Origin of the sequence: Rhizobacter sp. AJA081-3 (assembly GCF_017795745.1) — a bacterium.
Classification (GTDB): domain Bacteria; phylum Pseudomonadota; class Gammaproteobacteria; order Burkholderiales; family Burkholderiaceae_C; genus Piscinibacter.
In genome coordinates this window covers 40,540-57,861 of the sequence record NZ_CP059067.1, presented here as the reverse complement: position 1 = coordinate 57,861, position 17,322 = coordinate 40,540, and the positions used below count along the sequence as shown (strand labels likewise).

Below are 17,322 nucleotides of genomic sequence, written 5' to 3'. Positions count from 1 at the left end.
TTTCAGGCGGGTCGATGGGCCGGCAGTCTCTTGCCGACGAAGACGGTGGCGATCACCGCGAGCGCGAAGGCCACGGTGAGCGGCTCCAGCCGTTCGCCGAGCACGGGCACGGCGAACAGCAGGGAAAGAAAGGGCTGCACCAGCTGCACCTGGCTGACACGCACCGTGCCGCCCAGCGCCAGGCCGCGGTACCAGGCGAAGAAGCCCAGCCACATCGAGAACAGCGTGACGTAGACGAAGCCGCCCCAGGACGCGGCGCGCACCGGCTGCTCGGGCCAGCTCCACCAGGCCACCGGCAGCGTCAGCGGCAGGCTGAGCACCAGCACCCAGCAGATCACCCGCTCGGCACTCATCTGCGCAGACAGCTGCGCGCCGGCGACGTAGCCCATCGCGGTGCTGGCCACGGCACCGAGCAGCAACGCGTCGGCCAGCGTCAGGCGGCCGCTGCCCTGCACCAGCGCGAAGGCGACGACCAGCGCGCAGCCGGCGCTCGCGCAGGCCCAGAAGGCGTTGGACGGCCGCTGGCGGAACCAGATCGCCGCCGCCACGGCGGTGGCCAGCGGCATCAACCCGGTGACCACGGCGGCATGCATCGCGTCGACGTGGCGCAGCGCCAGGCCGATGAACAGCGGGAAACCGACCACCGTGCCGAGCGCCGACACGTAGAAGGTGGGCAATTGGTCTGCGCGCGGCCAAGGGGCGCGGGTGACGAGCAGGTAGACCGCGCTGAGCAGCCCGGCGAAGGCCGCGCGCCCGGCGGTGACGAACAGCGGCGGCAGCTGCGGGTCGACAGCCGGGCCGACGGCCAGCCGCGTCATCGGCAGCGTCATCGCGAAGATGACGACGCCGAGCAGCCCGAGCCACAGGCCACGCGCTTCGTCGTGCTCCGTGCGCGCCGCGTTCATGCGCCGAGCAGCCAGAAGGCGGTGGCCAGCAGCACGGCCGCCATCGCGCGGTTGAAGACGACCAGGCGCCTGCCCTGCGCCAGCCAGCCGCGCAGCAGCGAGCCGGCCAGCGCATAGCTGAAGTTGCTGGCGAGCGCGAAAACCACCATCACCGCGCAGACGATGGCCAGGCGCTCGCCCGGGTTGGCGGCGGGCTGGCTGCCGGCGCTGGTCACCCAGCCGGCGGCCAGCGCCAGCGCCAGCATCCAGGCCTTGATGTTGAGGAACTGCAGGCCCACGCCCTGCCAGAAGCCGACGTCGAGCTGCTTCGCATTGACTTCGCCGAGCGTGCGCACCGAGGCGAGCTTCCAGGCCATCCAGACGAGGTAGGCGATGCCGCCGAACTTGACTGCCAGGCGCAGCGCCGGCGCCGCCAGGATCAGCGCCGCCAGTCCCAGGCCGCACAGCAGCATCATCAGCGTCCAGCCGGCGGGAACCGCCACGATGAAAGGCAGCGCGCGCCGCAGGCCCAGGTTGGCGCCGAGCGCGGTCGACAGGGTCGTGTTCGGCCCCGGCGTGAAGCTCATCGCCGTCGCGAAGCTCAGCAGGGCGGCGAGTTCTTCTGCGGACATGCGAACAGTCTAGGTTCGTCACCAGCACAGTGGCAGTACACTTTTCGGCATCTGCTCATTCACTGTACTGGCGATCAGGCCAGCACAAGCCATGCTCGATGCCGCTGCACTCCCAGCTGCGATGCGCCTGTCCCGACAGGCCGACAGCACCCTGACCGACCAGCTCGCCGCGCGTTTTGCCGAGCGCATCCGCCAGCGCCTGCTTGCACCGGGCGCCCGCCTGCCCTCGGTGCGCGAATGCGCGCGGCGGCACGAGGTCAGCCCGACCACGGTGGTGGCGGCCTATGACCAACTGCTGGCGCAGGGGCTGGTCGAGGCGCGCGCCCAACGCGGCTTCTACGTGCGCGGGCCGGTCGCCGAGTCCGCGCCGGGACCGGGCCGCAGCGCGCCCGCGCCGCGCTCACCGGTGCCGATCAGCGCCACCACGCTGATCCGCGGCATGTTCCAGCCGCCGGGCGCGCAACCCATGCCCGGGCTCGGCACGCTGCCCGCCGAATGGCTGGACCAGCCCCTGCTCGCCAGCGCCATGCGCAAGGTGAGCGCCCAGCTCGGCCGCACCGCGCTGCAGTACGGCGAGCCGGCCGGCGAACAGCGACTGCGCCGCGCCCTCGCCAGCCGCCTGATCGAACACGGCATCAGCGCCTCCCCCGAGCAGATCATCACCACGGTGGGCGCCACCCATGCGCTGGATGTTGTCACCCGCACCCTGTGCAAGCCTGGCGACACTGTGCTGGTCGACGAACCAGGCTGGTCCGTCGAGTACGCACGGCTGGCGGCGCTGGGCATGCGCGTCCTGCCTGTACCGCGTGGGCCGGACGGCCCCGACCTGGCCACCATGCAGCGCTTGATCGAGGCCCAGCCGGCGTCTGCTCGCCCTCGCCTGTACGTCACCGTCTCCGTGCTGCACAACCCGACCGGCGCCTCGTTGAGCCTGCAGTCGGCGCACAAGGTGCTGCAGCTCGCGCAGGCGCACGACCTGGCCATCGTCGAGGACGATACCTACGCCCACCTGGCCCCTTCGCACCTGCCGCGCCTGGCCGCGCTCGATGCGCTGGACCGCACGCTCTACGTCTCGGGCTTCTCGAAGATCCTCACGCCGAGCTGGCGTGTCGGCTACATCGCCGCGCCGGCGCGGCTGGTCGATCGCCTGATCGACACCAAGCTGCTCTCCACCCTGACCACGCCTTCCATGACGGAGTTGGCGCTGGCTCACTGCCTGGAGCAGGGCCTGCTTCGCCGCCATGCCGAGCGGGTGCAGAGGCTGCTGGACGCCGCGCGCGGCCGCTCGGTGGAGCTGGCGCAAGCCCACGGCTGCCGTTTCGCCGCCGATCCACGGGGCCTGTTCGGCTGGGTCGACACCGGCGTGGACACCGAGCGGCTCGCTCAGGTCATGCATGATGACGGCTGGCTGATCGCGCCGGGCGCGCTCTTCCATGCCACGCACCGGCCGACGAATCTCATGCGCATCAACTTCGCCACCACGCAGGACGCCCGGTTCTGGCAGGCGCTGCAGCGCGCCCGAGAGACGCTGCAGCCCCTTTCGTGACCAAGCGTAACGAGCGAGAATGCCGTGGTGATGAACAGCGAGTTGTTCCAGCCCACCATCCCCATCGGGGAGCCGGAGTTGATGCGCGCGAGCGCCTACCAGCGCTACCTTGATGAACTGCACGCCGAGCCGGGCGGCATCAGCACGCGGATCTCGCAGCTCAGCCCGTCGCTGCGCGCGGACCTGCTGCGCTTCGGCCATGACGGCGGCGCCTCCGAGGTGGTCGAAGTCATGGCCGCCTGCGTGCGCCACGCCAAGCGCGTGACCATCCACCTGCAGTGCGGCGACCGCGTCGTGCCGCTGACCGTGTTCGCGCAGGAGCGCCTGGTGCATTGCCCGGTGCCGATGGAGGAGCTGATCGGCAAGCACCTGCTGGACCTGCGCGTGATGCATGTCGAGCCGGCCCTGCTGCGCCCGCCGGGCGACGAGCAGGCCGCCCTGGTCGGAGCCGAGCACATGCACCATGCGCTGGCCCCACTGCTGTGGGAGATGGCGATGCGCGGCCTGCGCCGCGAACTGCTGCCCGAGATCGCCGGCCCGGCGGTCTACCGCGTCGCACCGAGCCTGGACGCCTCCGCCCTGCCGGCCAGCGGCGCGGTGATGGCGGCCATCCAGCGGCTGGCTCGGCAGAGCGCCTCGCTGCGCGAGCTGGCCGAGTGGCCGGGCATGGACCGCGAGCGCGCCACCCGGCTGCTCAATGCGCTGTACCTGCAGTCGGGGCTGATCGTCAGCCGCTCGCACCCGGACGCGGTGCGCGACGGCTGGTTCTGAGCCCTACTTCGCGCCGAGCGCCTCCCAGCGCTCCAGGGCCGCGAGCAATTCCTCGTCGATCTGCGCGTGGCGCTTGTTGGCCTCGGCCATGTGCTGCGGATCACGCGCGTAGGCCTCGGGGTCGGCGAGCAGTTCGTTGATCACCTTCTGCTCGGCCTCCAGCGCCGTGATGCGCTTGGGCAGTTCGTCGAGCTCGCGCTGCTCCTTGTAGCTGAGCTTGCGCGCCTTGGGTACTGGCGCGGCCACCGGCGCCGGTGCGGCCGCTGGCTTCGCCCTTTCCACCGGCGCGATTCGCGCCGCCTGCTCACGCAGCTTCTGCGCGCGCGCGCGCTGGGTGCGCCATTCCTCGTAGCCGCCTTCGTATTCGCGCCACAGCCCGGGGGACTCGTCGCCCTCCCAGGCGATCGTGCTCGTCACCACGTTGTCGAGGAAACGCCGGTCGTGGCTGACGAGGAACACCGTGCCGGCGTAGTTCTGCAGCAGCTCCTCGAGCAGTTCGAGCGTGTCGATGTCGAGGTCATTGGTCGGCTCGTCGAGCACCAGCACGTTGGCCGGCAGCGCGAACAGGCGCGCCAGCAGCACGCGGTTGCGCTCGCCACCGGACAGCGTGCGCACCGGCGAGTTGGCGCGCTCCGGCGAGAACAGGAAGTCGTTCAGATAGCTCATCACGTGCTTGCGCGCGCCGCCGACCTCGACCCATTCGCTGCCCGGGCTGATGGTGTCGGCCAGCGTCGCGTCGAGATCGAGCACGCTGCGCATCTGGTCGAAGTAGGCCACCTCGAGCTTGGTGCCGCGGCGCACCGTGCCGGACGTCGGCTCCAGTTCGCCGAGGATGAGCTTGAGCAGCGTGGTCTTGCCCGCGCCGTTGGGCCCGATCAGGCCGACCTTGTCGCCGCGCAGGATGGTGGCGTTGAAGCCGCTGACGATGACCTTCTCGCCGAAGCGCATCGATACGTCGCGCAGTTCCGCGACGATCTTGCCGCTGGGCGCGCCGGTGTCCACTTCCAGCCGAACCTGGCCAAGCGATTCGCGCCGCGCCTGCCGCTGCGCGCGCAGCACCTCCAGGCGCTGGATGCGCGCGACGCTGCGCGTGCGGCGCGCCTCCACGCCCTTGCGGATCCACACCTCTTCCTGCGCGAGCAGTTTGTCGGCGCGCGCGCTGGCCTGCGCCTCGGCAGCGAGCTGATCTTCCTTCGACCTTTCGTAGGCGCTGAAATTGCCCGGGTAGCTGCGGATCGTGCCGCGATCGAGCTCGATGATGCGCGTGACCACGTTGTCGAGGAAGGCGCGGTCGTGGGTGATCAGCATGACGCTGCCCTTGAAGCCGCGCAGCAGCTCCTCGAGCCAGGCGATCGAGTCGAGGTCGAGGTGGTTGGTCGGCTCGTCGAGCAGCAGCACGTCGGGCACGGCCACCAGCGCCTGCGCCAGCGCGACGCGCTTCTTCATGCCGCCGCTGAGTTCGCCCACGATGCGCTCGCCGTCCAGGTGCAACTGGTGCAGCGTGGTGTCGACGCGCTGCTCCCAGTTCCAGGCGTCGAGCGCCTCGATGCGCGTCTGCAGCGCGTCCAGGTCGACGCCCGGCGCATGCTCCTCGTAGGCCGAGCGCACGGCCTTGGCCTCGGCCACGCCCTCGCTGACGATGTCGAACACGCTGGCCGCCGCGTCGAACAGCGGCTCCTGCGGCACGTAGCGGATGCGCAGGCCCTGGGTGAGCTGCAGCAGCCCGTCGTCGGGCTTCTCCAGCCCGGCGACGATCTTCAGGAGCGACGACTTGCCGGCGCCATTGCGGCCGATCAGGCCGAGGCGTTCACCGGACTCGAGCGAGAACGCCGCGCCGTCGAGGAGTGCGACGTGCCCGAAGGCGAGGTGCGCGTTGGAGAGGGAAAGGACTGCCATCGCCCGATTGTCGCTGCGGCGTAGGATGGCCCCATTCCCAGCCCTTCCCGCACGCCATGCTTGAACGACGCCACTGGGTGCCTGCACCCTGCGAAGACCTGGTGCAGACCGTCGCCGCACAGACTTCCAGGCTCGATGGGCCGGCGATCTTCGACGAGATCGCCCGCCTGGTCGCCGAGAACCGCCGCATCCACGACCTGCACGGCATCAACCTCAACCCGGCGAGCAACGTGATGAACCCGCGCGCCGAGGCGATGATGGCCTCCGGCCTGGGCTCGCGCGCCTCGCTGGGCTACCCCGGCGACAAGTACGAGATGGGGCTGGAGGCGATCGAGCGCATCGAGGTGATCGCCGCCGAACTCGCTGCCGAAGTGTTCGACGCGAAGTACGCCGAGGTGCGCGTGGCCTCCGGCGCGCTGGCCAACCTGTACGTCTTCATGGCGACCTGCAAGCCCGGCGACACACTCATCGCGCCGCCGGCCGACATCGGCGGCCACGTCACCCACCACGCGGCGGGCGCGGCGGGCCTGTACGGACTGAACATCGTGCACGCGCCGGTGCTGGCCGACGGCTACACCGTCGACGTGGCGGCGCTGCGCGCGCTGGCGCGCGAGGTGAAGCCGAAGCTGATCAGCGCCGGAGGCAGCCTCAACCTGTTCCCGCACCCGGTGGTGCAGATGCGCGAGGTGGCCGACGAGGTCGGCGCCAGGCTGCTCTTCGATGCCGCGCACCTGTCGGGCATGGTCGCTGGCCGCACCTGGGCCAACCCGCTGGCGCAGGGCGCGCACGTGATGACGATGAGCACCTACAAGAGCCTGGGCGGCCCGCCGGGCGGGCTGGTGGTGAGCAACGACGCCGGCCTGGCCGAGCGGCTCGACGCGATCGCCTACCCGGGCCTGACCGCCAACTTCGACGCCGGCAGGGTGGCCGCGCTGGCCGTCACACTGGTCGACTGGAAGCGCCACGGCTCGGCCTACGCTCAAACGATGTGCGACACCGCCCGCGCGCTCGCGCAGGCGTTGCAGAAGCAAGGCCTGCCCGTGTACGCAGCGGCGCGCGGCGCCACCACCTCGCATCAGTTCGCCGTCGAGGCGGCGCGCTGGGGCGGCGGCCAGGCTGCTGCGAAACGCATGGCGCGCGCCGGCCTGCTCGCCTGCGGCATCGGGCTGCCGATCGCGCCGGTGGCCGGCGACATCAACGGCCTGCGTTTCGGCGTGCCCGAGATCGTGCGCCTGGGCATGAAACCCGAGCACATGGGCGACCTCGCGTCATTGATCGTGCGGGCGCTGGGCGACCGGCCCGAGGACATGACGCGCGAGGTCGAAACCTTCCGCCACCGCTTCCGCGAGCTTCACTTCATCAACTGAGGATCACGCGAGGCGCTGCATCGCCCACTGCGCGGCGGCCATCAGGCGATGGTCTTCGCCGAAGCGGCCGACGAGCTGCAGGCCCACCGGCAGCCCGGTGGAGCCGCTTGCGAACGGCAGGTGCACGCAGGGCAGGCCGAGCAGGCTCCAGGGCCGGCAGAAGAGCGGGTCGCCGGTGTGCTGCAGGCCCTCGGGCGCCTCGTCGAGCGCGCTGGGCGCGAGCAGCACGTCGAAACGATCGAACAGCGCATCCACCTCGCCTCGCCAACGTGCCGCGCGCGCGCGATGGGACTCGATGTCTGTCGCGTCGATCGCGCGGCCCTTGTCGAGCAGCGCGATCAAGGCCGGGCTGAGCAGGTCGCGGTGGCGGCGGTGCTCGTCGGCCAGCGCGGCGGCGGTTTCGTGCGCCTGCAGCGCAGCCTGCACCGCGGCGACATCGACGAAGTCGCCCGGCAACGCCGCGTCTTCGCAGCGCTGCGCCTGCGGGGCGAGCGCCGTCACGGCACGCGTCCAGGCAGTCTGCACGTCGGCTTCGGCCTCGCCCCAGTCGGGCCCCTGCACGAGGCCGATGCGCAGCGTGTCGGGCAAAGGCTGCTGCACGAGGCGTTTGTCGCCAGTGAGCACCGCGCCGAGCAGCGCCGCATCGGCCACCGTGCGGCCGAAACCGCCCACGGTGTCCATCGAATCCGCGTTCGGCTTCACGCCGGCGCGCGGCACGCGGCCGAAGCTCGGCTTGAAGCCGGCGACGCCGCAGCAGGCCGCCGGCCGGATGAGCGAGCCCGCGGTCTGCGTCCCCAGGGACAGCGGCACCATGAAGTCGGCCACCGCCGCCGCCGAGCCGCTGGACGAGCCGCCGGGCGTGTGTGCCGGGTTGAACGGGTTGCGCGTGGGCCCGGCCGTCATGTTGGCGAGCTCGGTGGTGACGGTCTTGCCGATCACCACCGCGCCGGCCTCGCGGCACAGCGCCACGGCCGCCGCATCCACGCGCGGCCGGTGGCCGGCGAAGATCGGCGAGCCGCATTCGGTGGGCAGGTCGCGTGTGTCGAAGATGTCCTTCACGCCCAGCGGCAGGCCGTGCAAGGGGCCGCGCGGCGGCCCGGCGTCGAGCGCGCGGGCCTGCGCCAGCGCACCCTGCACGTCGAGGCAGACGAAGGCGCGCAACTCGCCGTCGCGCTCGGCGATGCGCGCCAGGCACGCCCGCAGCAGCGCCTCGGCACTCAGTTCGCGGCGGGCGATCAACGCCGCGGCCACCGTGGCATCGAGCCGGCTCGGGTCGTCCATCAGGTGCGGCGCAGAGCGGCTTCCAGCGCGTCGATGAACATCTTCGGCACGTCGAAGCCGGTCTGGTCGGTGATCTCTCGGAAGCAGGTCGGGCTGGTGACGTTGATCTCGGTGAGGCTGTCGCCGATCACGTCCAGGCCGGCGAGCAGCAGCCCGCGCGCGGCGAGGATCGGGCCGAGCGTCGAGGCGATCTCGCGGTCGCGCGCGCTCAGCGGCTGCGCCACGCCCTTGCCGCCGGCGGCGAGGTTGCCGCGGATCTCGCTGCCCTGCGGAATGCGCGCCAGCGAGAACGGCACCGGCTCGCCGCCGATGACCAGGATGCGCTTGTCGCCTTGCACGATCTCCGGCAGGTAGCGCTGGACCATCACGGTCTGCGCTCCGCCCTTGTTGAGTGTCTCGGTGATGCTGCCAAGATTCAGGCCGTCGGGGCCGACGCGGAAGATGCCCATGCCGCCCATGCCGTCCAGCGGCTTGAGGATCACGTCGCCGTGTTCGGCGTGGAACCGCTTGATCTCACCCGCATCACGCGTCACCAGCGTCGGGCCGATGAACTGCGGGAACTCGAGGATGGCCAGCTTCTCCGGGTGATCGCGCAACGCCGCCGGCTTGTTGAAGACGCGGGCGCCCTCGCGCTCGGCCTGCTGCAGCAGGTGGGTGGCGTAGAAGTATTCGCTGTCGAAGGGCGGGTCCTTGCGCATCACCACCGCGTCGAGCTCGGCCAGCGGCGTGCTCGGCGTCTCGAGTTCGGTGAACCAGGCTGTCGGGTCGCTGGTCAGCGCGATCTGGCGCAGCCGCGCGGTGACCCTGCCGCCACGCTCCCAGACCAGGTCGCGCGGTTCGCAGGCGAAGAGCATGTGTCCGCGGGCCGCCGCCTCGCGCATCATCGTGAAGCTGCTGTCCTTGGCGATCTTGAAATCTTCCAGCGGGTCGGCGACGAACAGCAGGCGCATGGCGGCTTCCGGGGATTCGAGTCTGGCGCCACTGTGGCACAAAACCCCCGAAGGTTTCCCTCCGGGGGTTTCGTGGCGAGGGCGCTCGGCAATCAGGCCGTCGCGGGCACCAGGCCGCGGCGCGCGTCGACGCTCGCCGGGCCGGCACCCAGCGCCGCGACGATGAACAGGCCGCCGGCGACCGACAGGTTCTTCATGAACATCAGTTGCTGCACGAAAGCCTGGTCGGCCGGAACGGCCCAGAACTTGTGGAACAGCAGACTCGCGGCCAGCGTGAACAGGCCCAGGGCCAGCGCCGCCCAGCGCGCCTGGAAGCCGACCGCGATGGCCAGGCCGCCCAGCAGTTCGAGCAGGCCGACGACCACGGCCAGCACCGACGCCATCGGCAACCCGCCGCTGGCGATGTAGCCGGCGGTGCCCTCGAGGTTGGTGAGCTTGCCGAAGCCGGCATAGATGAACATCAGCGCCAGCAGAACGCGGCCGACGATGACCAGGGGGGTCTTGAAGGAATCAATCATTTTCAATGCTCCGTGTTTGAAACGAGGTCCCGAGGGCTCCTCGGGTGTCTTGTGCACGGAACAGACTTTAGGCGTGCCCTGGTAACCGACCGTCGCACCTGATCTGAAGTCAACGTTCGGAAAAATTGATGCCGATCAGGCACCCAGTCCGCGCAGCACGTCGTAGCAGGCGCCCATGGTGTGGTAATCCGTCTTGCCCGCCGGGCTCTTCTCGTCGCTCAGCTTGCGGTTGTCGGGCCCGAGGATGCGGTACCAGGCGCCGTGCTCGTGGTCGACGAAGTGCTCCCAGGCGTAGGCCCAGATGCGGTCGTACCAGTCCCAGTACGCGGCGTCGCCGGTACGCAGCGCCAGCAGCGCCGCGGCGGCGAAACTCTCGGCCTGCACCCAGAAGTACTTGTCGCCGTCGCACACCGTGCCATCCGGGGCGAAGCCGTAGACGAGACCGCCGTTCACATCGTCCCAGCCGCGCGCCATCGCGGTGTCGAAGAAGTGGCGCGCGCGCGGCACGATCCACGCCGGCCGCTGCGCCTCGGGCAGCCAGCGCTCGAGCTGCATCAGCAGCTTGGCCCACTCGGTGAGGTGGCCGGTCTGGTAGCCCCAGGGGCGGAAGATGTTGGTCTTGTCGTCGCGGTTGTAGTCCCAGTCGAGCGACCAGCCACCGTCGGGTGCCACGCGGTAGTGCTCCCACACCAGGCCGTCGGCCAGCGCAGCGAGACGGCCGGTGACCGACTCGGCCAGCGTCAGCGCGCGCTGCAGGTAGCGCGGCTCGCGCGTGGCCTCGTAGGCCGCCATCATGGCCTCGCTGGCATGCATGTTCGCGTTCTGGCCGCGATAGGCGCTGAGCTGCCAGTCCGGCGAGGCCTCGTCCGCATAGAGGCCGTTGCGCGGTTCCCAGAAGCGCTGTTCCATCAGATCCCAGGTGGCTTCGAGTCCGACGCGCGCCACCTTGACGCCGGCCAGCAGCGCATGCGCATGCGCGAGCATCACGAAGGCCAGGCCGTAGCAGTGGTTGGTGCCGTCCTGCACGGTGGCGCGGCCGCCGTCCACGTCGCCCTGCCAGTCGACCTGCCAGGCGAAGCCGCCCTGCGGCTGGGCGTGCGCGCGCTTGAGGAAGTCGAGCCCGTGGCGTACCGCGGCCTGCTGATCGGCCTTGCCGAAATGGCGGAAGGCCATCGCATGGTTGAACACGAAGCGCGTGCTGCTGACGAGGTGCCGCGTGTGCAGGTCGTAGACCGTGCCGTCGTCCTTGTAGAAATGGAAGAAGCCGCCCGTCGGGTCGATGCAGCGGCCTTCGTAGAACGACAGCGTGTGGCGGACGTGGCCGAGCAGGAACTCGGGCGAGCGGAAATCGGGCATGGCCTGAGTCTAGGCGTGCCGCCGCCAGGACTGCACACCCCATGTCAAGGCCCCCGCAACGACGCCCCAGAAGGCCGAGCCGATGCCCGCCAGGCTGACGCCGCTGAGCGTGACGAGGAAGGTGATCAGCGCGGCCTCGCGGTGCAGTTCGTCCTTCAGCGCCACGGCCAGCCCGCCGCCGATACTGCCCAGCAGCGCCAGGCCCGCCACCGCGACCACGAGCTCGCGCGGAAAGGCCGTGAGCACGCCGGTGACCGCCGCGCCGAACAGGCCGATGACGATGTAGATGAGCCCGCAGGCCACCGCCGCGGTGTAGCGCTTGGCCGGGTCCTCGTGCGCCTCGCGGCCCATGCAGATGGCGGCGGTGATGGCCGACAGGTTCAGCGCGAAGGCACCGAACGGCGCGAGCAGCAGCGTCACCACACCGGTGAGCGTGATGATCTTCGAGATCGGCATCTGGTAGCCGGCGGCGCGGATGGCGGCCACGCCCGGCAGGTTCTGCGAAGCCATCGTGACGACGAACAGCGGCAGCGCCAGGCTCACCGCTGCGGCCAGCGTGAACTCGGGCATCACGAAGACCGGCACGGTGAGCGACAGCGACACGCCTTCGAGATGCAGCTGGCCGCTGGCCGCCGCGAATGCGGTGCCTGCCGCCAGCACGCCGGGCACCGCGTAGCGCGGCCACCAGCGCCGGCCAGCCAGGTAGGCCAGCAGCATCAGCAGCACCAGTGCGAGCGCCGTGCGGGCCGCGAGGAAGGCATCCATGCCGAAGCGCGCCAGCACGCCGGCGAGCAGCGCGCTGGCGATGGGCATCGGGATGCGGTCCATCACCCGCTCGAACCATCCGGTGGCGCCGGCCAGCGTCATCAGCAGCGCGCAGACGATGAAGGCGCCGGTGGCCTGCGCGAGCGTGAAGCCGCCGGCCGCCGCGGCCGTGGCCAGCACCGCGGCGCCGGGGGTGCTCCAGGCCACCATCACGGGTTTGCGCAGCACCAGCGAAGGCACGGCCGAGCACAGGCCCATGCCCAGTCCGAGCGCCCACATCCACGAGCTGATCTGCGCCGGCGTGGCGCCCAGCGCGGTCGCGGCCTGGAAGACGATGGCCACCGAGCTGGTGAAGCCCACCAGCACGGCGACGAAGCCGGCCGTCACCGCGGGCAGCGAGACGTCACGGAAGAAACCCACTCAGATCTCGACCTTGGCGCCCAGCTCGACCACGCGGTTGGTCGGCAGGTTCAGGAAGTCCGCCGCGGCAGCGGCATTGCGGTGCATGCTCGCGAACAGCTTCTCGCGCCAGAAGGACATGCCCTCGCCCAATGTCGGGATGACGATGTCGCGCGAGAGGAAGTAGCTGGTTTCCATCTCGTCGAGCATCACGCCGCGGTTCTTCAATAGGGCCAGCGCCTCGGGCACGTCGGGGTCGTTCTTGAAACCGAAGTGCAGCGTGACCTGCCAGCAGTCGTTGCCCAGCGAAGCGAGATCGCAGCGCTTATCGAAGCCGATCCACGGGATCTCGTGGTGGCGCACGGTGACGAACAGGTTGGTCTCGTGCAGCACCTTGTTGTGCTTGAGGTTGTGCAGCAGCGCGTTAGGCGTGCTTCCCTGGTCGCTGACGAGGAACACCGCGGTGCCGGGCACGCGCACCGGCGGGCTGACGAACACCGCCTCCAGGAAGCTGGGCAGGTCGATCGCGTCCTCGCGCAGGCGCTCGGCCATCAGCCGGCGGCCCTGCTTCCAGGTCATCAGCAGCAGGAACATCGCCGCGCCGATGACCACCGGGAACCAGCCGCCGTCGAACACCTTGACGACGTTGGCGGAGAAGTAGATGAAGTCGACCACGAAGAAGAAGCCGGTGGCCGCCACGCACAGCCACCATGGGTACTTCCAGCCGTAGCGGATGACGAAGAAAGTCATCGTCGTGGTGATCAGCATGTCGATGGTCACCGCGATGCCGTAGGCCGCGGCCAGCTTGCTGGAGGAGCCGAACAGCACCACCGCGAACACGATGCACACGTACAGGCCCCAGTTCACGAAGGGCAGGTAGATCTGCCCGGTGTCGCGCACCGAGGTGTGCAGCACGCGCAGCCGCGGCAGGTAGCCGAGCTGGATGGCCTGCTTGGTCACCGAGAAGGCCGCGGTGATCAGCGCCTGCGAGGCGATCACCGTGGCTGCGGTGGCCAGGCCGATGAGCGGGTACAGCGCCCAGGTCGGCGCCATCTCGTAGAACGGGTTCTTCGCGTTCTCCGGGTGCACGAGCAGCATCGCGCCCTGGCCGAAGTAGTTGATCACCAGCGCCGGCATCACCAGGCTGAACCAGGCCAGGCGGATCGGCCGCTTGCCGAAGTGCCCCATGTCGGCGTACAGCGCCTCGGCACCGGTGACGCACAGCACCACCGAGCCGAGCGCGACGAAGGCGACGCCGAAGTGCGCCGTGAGGAAATCGAGCGCGTAGACCGGGTTCAGCGCCAGCAGGATGGCCGGGTTGCGGGCGATATGGACCACGCCCAGCACCGCCAGTACCACGAACCACAGCACCGTGACCGGCCCGAAGAAGCGCCCCACGTGGGCCGTGCCGTGCCGCTGCACCATGAACAGCGCGGTAAGCACCACCAGCGTAATCGGCACGATGTAGGCGTGCAGGGCGGGCGCCGCCACTTCCAGGCCCTCGACCGCCGAGAGCACCGAGATCGCCGGCGTGATGACGCCGTCGCCGAAAAAGATCGCCGTACCGAAGATGCCGATCAGCAGCAGCCGCTGGCGCAGCACCGGCTTGTCCTTCACCGCCACCGAGGCCAGCGCCAGCATGGCGATCAGCCCCCCCTCGCCATTGTTGTCGGCGCGCAGGATCAGCATCACGTACTTCAGCGAGACGATGACGGTCAGCGTCCAGAACATCAACGACAGCACGCCGTAGATGTTCTCCGGGCTCATCGGCACATGGCCGTGCGCGAACACTTCCTTGAAGGCGTACAGCGGGCTGGTGCCGATGTCGCCGTAGACGACGCCGACGGCGCCGAGCGTCAATGCCGCGAGGCTGGACTTCGAACTGGGCTGGCTCACGTGATACCGGTGGCGGGGCTCAACCCGGTCCGGCTCGTTCTTCGAGAGAGCGCCATTGTGCGCCCCGGTTACCCTCGGTCAAACCATGTTGCAGCGCAGCAACGCGGTGTGGACGGGCGCCCCTACTCGTAGATCTCCGCGTCCGGGTCGGTCGCTTCCAGCTCATAACTGGCCGCCACCATGGCCAGGCGGGCGATCACGCCGTACATGTAGAAGCGGTTCGGCGCGCTGGCGCCCGGCTTGGCGCCCGGCCGCGGCAGATGGCCGGACTCGGCGAAAGCCAGCGGCACGAAGCTCGCCCCCGGCGAGTTCAGGTTCTCGTCGATGCCGCGCTCGGCGTTGACGCGGTAGAAGCCCCCGACCACGTAGCGATCGATCATGTAGACCACCGGCTCGGCAACGGCGTCGTTGACGCGCTCGTAGGTCGGCACGCCTTCCTGCAGGATCACCTGGGTGACCTGCTGGCCTTCCTTGATGACGCTCATCTTGTTGCGCGTCTTGCGGTTGAGTTCGGCCAGGTCTTTCGGATCGCGCACGGTCATGATGCCCATGCCGTAGGTGCCTGCGTCGGCCTTGACGATGATGAACGGCTTCTCGTTGATGCCGTATTCCTTGTACTTGCGGCGGATCTTGCCCAGCAGCGCCTCGGCGTTGCTCATCAGGCACTCGCTGCCGGTGCCGTCGCTGAAGTCGACCTCGCCGCAGTGCGCGAACATCGGGTTGATCAGCCACGGGTCCATGCCCAGCAGTTTGGCGAACTTCTTTGCCACTTCCTCGTAGGCCTGGAAGTGGTTGGTCTTGCGCCGCACCGCCCAGCCGGCGTGCAGCGGCGGCAGCAGGTACTGCTCATGCAGGTTCTCGAGGATCTTCGGGATGCCGCCCGACAGGTCGTTGTTGAGCAGGATCGTGCAGGGATCGAAGTCCTTCAGCCCCAGGCGGCCGCGCGTGCGCAGCAGCGGCTCGAGCTTCAGGCTGCTGCCGTCGGGCAGCGCGACCTCGGTGGGCGTGGTGATCGTGTCGTCCAGCGTGCCCAGGCGCACGTTCAGCCCGGCCTGCGTGAAGATCTGCATCAGCCGCTGCACGTTGGTCAGGTAGAAGGTGTTGCGCGTGTGCTTCTCGGGGATCAGCAGCAGGTTCTTCGCTTCCGGGCAGATCTTCTCGATCGCCGCCATCGCGGCCTGCACGGCCAGCGGCAGCATCTCCTCGGTGAGGTTGTTGAATCCGCCGGGGAACAGGTTGGTGTCCACCGGCGCGAGCTTGAAGCCGGCATTGCGCACGTCCACCGAGGTGTAGAACGGCGGCGTGTGCTCCATCCATTCGAGACGGAACCAGCGCTCGATGGCGGGCAGCGACTCGAGGATGCGCTGCTCGAGTTCATTGATCGGGCCGGTCAGAGCGGTAATGAGGTGAGGAACCATGTCGGGGGCCCGGGGGAGCGCTGCGGAGACGGAATTCTAGGCACTTGGGGCCGATCACGTGCCGGCACAAGCCCCGCGCCGACCATGAAAAAAGGGCCACCTCGCGGTGGCCCTTCATACCGCCCGGGGGCGGAAGCGTCATTCGACGCTCAGTTGTGATACGCCGTTTCGCCGTGCGAGGTGATGTCCAGACCCTCGCGCTCCTCGTCTTCCGGCACGCGCAGGCCGATGACCAGGTCGACGATCTTGTAGGCCACCAGCGAGACGACACCCGACCACACGATGGTCAGCAGCACCGCCTTGAGCTGGATCCACACCTGCGCACCGATGGCGTTGGAGGTGACCGTGGCCGTGACCCAGTCGCCCACCAGGCCGGGGCCGCCGAGTGACTGGGTATTGAACACACCCGTCAGCAGCGCACCCACGATGCCGCCCACGCCGTGCACGCCGAACACGTCCAGCGAGTCGTCGGCGCCGAGCAGCTTCTTCAGGCCGTTCACGCCCCACAGGCAGGCGAAGCCGGCGACGAAGCCCACGACGATCGCGCCCATCAGGCCGACGTTGCCGGCGGCCGGGGTGATGGCCACCAGGCCGGCCACCGCACCCGAGGCGGCACCCAGCATCGAGGCCTTGCCCTTCATCAGCGTCTCGCCGATGCACCAGGCCAGCACCGCCGCGGACGTGGCCGAGAAGGTGTTGGCGAAGGCGAGCACCGCGCTGTTGTTCGCTTCGAGCGCCGAGCCGGCGTTGAAGCCGAACCAGCCCACCCACAGCATCGAGGCACCGACCATCGTCAGCGTCAGCGAGTGCGGCGTGAACGCCTCCTTGCCGTACCCCACGCGCTTGCCGATCATGTAGGCACCCACCAGGCCGGCAACTGCGGCATTGATGTGCACCACCGTGCCGCCGGCGAAGTCCAGCGCGCCCCACTGCCAGATCAGGCCGGCCTTGCCGTTCATCTGGTCGACCACTTCCTTCGTGGCGTAGGCGTCCGGGCCCATCCAGAACCAGACCATGTGCGCGATCGGCGCATAGCTGAAGGTGAACCACAGCGCCATGAACAGCAGCACCGCGCTGAACTTGATGCGTTCGGCGAAAGCGCCGACGATCAGGCAGCAGGTGATGCCGGCGAAGGTGGCCTGGAAGGCAGCGAACAGCAGTTCAGGGATGTAGACGCCCTTGCTGAACGTGGCGCCCATCGCGAAGGTGCCCGCCGCGGGATCGAACAGGCCCTTCATGAACAGCCGGTCGAACCCGCCGACATAGGCATTGCCTTCGGTGAACGCGAGGCTGTAGCCGTAGATGAACCACAGCACCACGATCATCGAGAAGGTGACCATCACCTGCATCAGCACCGACAGCATGTTCTTGCTGCGCACCAGGCCGCCGTAGAAGAGGGCCAGGCCCGGCACCGTCATCATGATGACGAGCAGCGTGGCCACGACCATCCAGGCCACGTCGCCCTTGTTGGCCACCGGCGCCGGCGCGGCGGAGGCCGCTTCGGCCACGGCAGAAGCCGCCGGTGCCGCGGCCGCAGCCACGGAGGCCGCCGCTTCGGGTGCCGAGGCCGCCTGGGCCAGAACGGCCCCCGAGAAGCCCAGGACCGCGAGGCCCAGGGCAAGAGTCGCAATGAGTTTCTTCAT

The 17,322-nt window shown here is 69.4% G+C and carries 14 protein-coding genes; 3 read left to right on the top strand and 11 right to left on the bottom strand.

Annotation, left to right across the window (positions count from 1 at the left end):
• Positions 1-2 precede the first annotated feature (2 nt).
• A complete protein-coding gene (locus HZ992_RS00270) occupies positions 3-905 on the bottom strand; it encodes a DMT family transporter (protein WP_209384692.1) in 903 nt (300 codons plus the stop codon).
• The gene (locus HZ992_RS00265) at positions 902-1,516 is read right to left on the bottom strand and encodes a LysE family translocator (protein WP_209384691.1); all 615 of its coding nucleotides are present in this window, start codon (positions 1,514-1,516) and stop codon (positions 902-904) included. Before HZ992_RS00265 ends, HZ992_RS00270 begins: the two co-directional genes overlap by 4 nt.
• Before the next feature lie 121 nt (positions 1,517-1,637).
• On the opposite strand from HZ992_RS00265, the gene HZ992_RS00260 reads away from it, so the two are divergent.
• Both HZ992_RS00260 and HZ992_RS00255 read left to right on the top strand, forming a co-directional pair.
• On the top strand, positions 1,638-3,062 hold the full coding sequence (locus HZ992_RS00260) for an aminotransferase-like domain-containing protein (RefSeq protein ID WP_209384690.1): 1,425 nt from the start codon (positions 1,638-1,640) through the stop codon (positions 3,060-3,062).
• Positions 3,063-3,092: 30 nt separating this feature from the next.
• Positions 3,093-3,833: a hypothetical protein gene (locus HZ992_RS00255; RefSeq protein WP_245213312.1), complete on the top strand. Its 741-nt coding sequence runs from the start codon at positions 3,093-3,095 to the stop codon at positions 3,831-3,833.
• 3 nt (positions 3,834-3,836) lie between these two features.
• On the opposite strand, the gene HZ992_RS00250 is transcribed toward HZ992_RS00255, so the two are convergent.
• Entirely contained in the window at positions 3,837-5,729 is a 1,893-nt protein-coding gene (locus tag HZ992_RS00250; protein WP_209384689.1) for an ATP-binding cassette domain-containing protein, read from the bottom strand.
• A gap of 56 nt (positions 5,730-5,785) precedes the next feature.
• Here HZ992_RS00250 and glyA point away from each other — a divergent pair, with 56 nt between their 5' ends.
• Positions 5,786-7,096, top strand: coding sequence for a serine hydroxymethyltransferase (gene glyA, locus HZ992_RS00245; protein WP_209384688.1), 1,311 nt, complete (start codon positions 5,786-5,788; stop codon positions 7,094-7,096).
• 3 nt (positions 7,097-7,099) lie between these two features.
• Here the strand turns inward: glyA and HZ992_RS00240 are convergent, their stop codons facing one another.
• From HZ992_RS00240 to HZ992_RS00205, 8 genes are all read right to left on the bottom strand, one after another.
• Positions 7,100-8,377: an amidase gene (locus HZ992_RS00240; protein WP_209384687.1), complete on the bottom strand. Its 1,278-nt coding sequence runs from the start codon at positions 8,375-8,377 to the stop codon at positions 7,100-7,102.
• On the bottom strand, positions 8,377-9,327 hold the full coding sequence (gene gshB, locus HZ992_RS00235; protein ID WP_209384686.1) for a glutathione synthase: 951 nt from the start codon (positions 9,325-9,327) through the stop codon (positions 8,377-8,379). The genes HZ992_RS00240 and gshB overlap by 1 nt, the downstream gene beginning before the upstream one ends.
• A gap of 92 nt (positions 9,328-9,419) precedes the next feature.
• Complete coding sequence (locus HZ992_RS00230) at positions 9,420-9,845, bottom strand: DoxX family protein (RefSeq protein ID WP_209384685.1); 426 nt, start codon at positions 9,843-9,845, stop codon at positions 9,420-9,422.
• Between the two features lie 135 nt (positions 9,846-9,980).
• A complete protein-coding gene (locus HZ992_RS00225; protein WP_209384684.1) occupies positions 9,981-11,201 on the bottom strand; it encodes an AGE family epimerase/isomerase in 1,221 nt (406 codons plus the stop codon).
• 9 nt (positions 11,202-11,210) lie between these two features.
• Positions 11,211-12,386 (bottom strand): benzoate/H(+) symporter BenE family transporter, encoded by a 1,176-nt coding sequence (locus HZ992_RS00220; protein WP_209384683.1) that lies wholly within the window; start codon positions 12,384-12,386, stop codon positions 11,211-11,213.
• The gene (locus HZ992_RS00215; RefSeq protein ID WP_209384682.1) at positions 12,387-14,261 is read right to left on the bottom strand and encodes a potassium transporter Kup; all 1,875 of its coding nucleotides are present in this window, start codon (positions 14,259-14,261) and stop codon (positions 12,387-12,389) included.
• A 122-nt stretch (positions 14,262-14,383) separates the two neighbouring features.
• Positions 14,384-15,679, bottom strand: coding sequence for a glutamate--cysteine ligase (gene gshA / locus HZ992_RS00210; protein WP_209384681.1), 1,296 nt, complete (start codon positions 15,677-15,679; stop codon positions 14,384-14,386).
• Positions 15,680-15,828: 149 nt separating this feature from the next.
• A complete protein-coding gene (locus HZ992_RS00205) occupies positions 15,829-17,322 on the bottom strand; it encodes an ammonium transporter (protein WP_209384680.1) in 1,494 nt (497 codons plus the stop codon).